Raw genomic sequence first — 2,465 nt, forward strand, 5'->3', positions numbered from 1 at the left:
CCCACCATTTCCATCCAATCTTGACCCACTCTGATTCGTGAGTTGTTGGCTCACGATGAGGCTAGAGTTCTGCTGGTCCTCTCCTTCTTCACGGTAGTTGGTGGTTGCTGTGCGGAGCTGTTCTTGAAGCGAAAGCTATCATTGCCAGTCTCCAGAATATGACAGTGATGCGTGAGCCGGTCCAGCAAAGCCGTAGTCATCTTTGCATCTCCGAATACGCTGCCCCATTCACTGAAACTCAAGTTGGTGGTGATCACCACGCTAGTGCGTTCGTAGAGTTTGGACAATAGGTGGAACAGCAATGCCCCACCAGATGCGCTAAAGGGTAGATAGCCCAGCTCGTCCAAGATGACCAAGTCTGTATACGACAACCTGGTTGCAAGGTGCCCAGCCTTGCCCTGAGCCTTCTCTTCCTCCAACACATTCACCAGCTCGACCGTCGAGAAAAAGCGTACCCGCCGATGGTGATGCTCAATGGCCTGAACACCGAGCGCTGTGGCAATGTGGGTCTTGCCTGTTCCTGGTCCTCCGACCAGAACCACATTGTTGGCATCCTCCAGAAATTCGCATCGATGCAACTGACGCACCAGCGCTTCATTTACTTCGCTGTGGCGAAACTCAAAGCCAGCCAGATCCCGATACGCAGGGAATCGGGCTGCTTTGAGTTGATATGCTACTGCGCGTACCACTCTCTCTGCTGTCTCTGCTTTAATCAATTGGGACAGGATAGGTTGAGCGGCTTCAAACGCAGGAGCGCCTTGTTCGGCTAGCTCACTGACGGCCTGGGCCATGCCGTGCATCTTGAGCTCGCGCAGCATGATCACTATGGAGGCGATGGCTGGGTCATGACGCATGGCGTACCTCTCTGAGTTGGTCATAGCGACGCACGTTGGCCTGGGGTTCTACAGACAACTGAAGAGCTTGCGGAGATGTGACAGGCGCTGGAGTAGTGGTTCCATCGAGCAACCGGTGCAGCACATTCAGTACATGGAGCTTGCTGGGCACACCCGCTTCCAAGGCCACCTCCACTGCGGCAAGCACCGCTTGTTCATCGTGGTGAAGCACCAAAGCTAGGATCTCCACCATCTCTCGGTCACCGCCAGGGTGCTTGAGCAAAATAGATTGCAGCCGCTTAAAAGCAGCGGGTAGCTCTACGAACGGAGCTCCATTGCGCAATGCACCTGGCTTGCGCTGCAGCACAGCCAGATAGTGGTGCCAGTCGTAGATGGTTTGGCCAGAGCCATCGTGGCGGCGATCAATGATGCGCTGGTGCTCACAGACTATCTGACCTTCGGCAGCAACTACTAGACGATCTGCATAGACGCGCAGACTCACAGGCCGATTGGCATACGGCGCAGGAACGCTGTAGCGGTTGCGTTCAAAGTGAATGAGGCAGGTGGGCGAGACGCGCTTGGTGTGCTCCACAAATCCATCGAATGGCCGTGGAGCAGGCATCAATGAAGTTTGCTCTTGGGCCCAAACATCGGCAATGCTGCCTGGTAGTTTGCCGTGCTCAATCTCTCGCCATAGCGCAAGGCAGCGCTCTTGAAGCCACGTGTTGAGTGCAGGTAGATTCGCAAGAGGTGGAACAATCTGCCATAGGCGGTGGCGGGCATCTCGTACGTTCTTCTCCACCTGGCCCTTCTCCCAGCCCGAAGCAGGATTGCAGAACTCAGCCTCAAACAGGAAGTGGCTGACCATTGCAGCAAAGCGTGCGTTAACGTCCCGCTCCTTACCGCGTCCGACACGATCCACTGCGGTGCGCATGTTGTCGTAGATGCCCCTGCGAGGCACGCCGCCCAGAACAGCGAAGGCATGGTTATGCGCATCGAACAGCATCTCGTGCGTTTGCAGAGGATAGGCTCGCACGTAAAACGCACGGCTGTGGCTGAGCTTAAAGTGCGCCACCTGCAGCTTTGTGCGCACGCCGCCAAGCACAGCCCAGTCCTCACTCCAGTCAAACTGGAAGGCCTCACCAGGCCCGAAGACAAGGGGAACGAAGGTGCCTCTACCTGTAGTTTGCTGCGCCAGAACGTGCTGTTTATGCCAAACGCGAGCAAAAGCAGCCACGCGGTTGTAGGAGCCCTGATAGCCCAAAGACTGCAGGTCCAGATGCATTTGCTTGATCGTGCGGCGCTGCTTGCGAGAGCGTGTCGCCTCAGTCTTGAGCCAAGCAGAGAGCTTGGCCGTGAACGGATCAAGCTTGGAAGAGCTGACCCGCTTGGCATAACTGGGCTCAGCTACGTCTGATCGCAGGTACTTGCGGATGGTATTGCGAGACAGGCCGGTTCGGCGAGAGATCTCGCGGATGGACAACTGCTCACGCAATGCCCAGCGGCGGATGACACTTAGGATTGCCACGTCTATCACTCCTGGTCTCCTGCTGCTCAACATAGCTGCAGGCTAGGGTTAGTGCGTGGGTCAGAATTAGATGGAAATCCTGGGGGTTAGTGGGTCACTTCTGT

At 56.2% G+C, this 2,465-nt stretch carries 2 protein-coding genes; both read right to left on the reverse strand.

Features of this window, described 5'->3' with window-relative positions; all coding sequences use genetic code 11:
• Positions 1–50 precede the first annotated feature (50 nt).
• The gene (gene istB, locus H928_RS0102240) at positions 51–854 is read right to left on the reverse strand and encodes an IS21-like element helper ATPase IstB (RefSeq protein ID WP_027010444.1); all 804 of its coding nucleotides are present in this window, start codon (positions 852–854) and stop codon (positions 51–53) included.
• Positions 844–2,370 (reverse strand): IS21 family transposase, encoded by a 1,527-nt coding sequence (gene istA / locus H928_RS25790; protein ID WP_043338331.1) that lies wholly within the window; start codon positions 2,368–2,370, stop codon positions 844–846. The genes istB and istA overlap by 11 nt, the downstream gene beginning before the upstream one ends.
• Positions 2,371–2,465 lie beyond the last annotated feature (95 nt).

It is taken from the genome of Comamonas sp. B-9 (genome assembly GCF_000410635.1).
Classification (GTDB): Bacteria; Pseudomonadota; Gammaproteobacteria; order Burkholderiales; family Burkholderiaceae_C; genus Comamonas.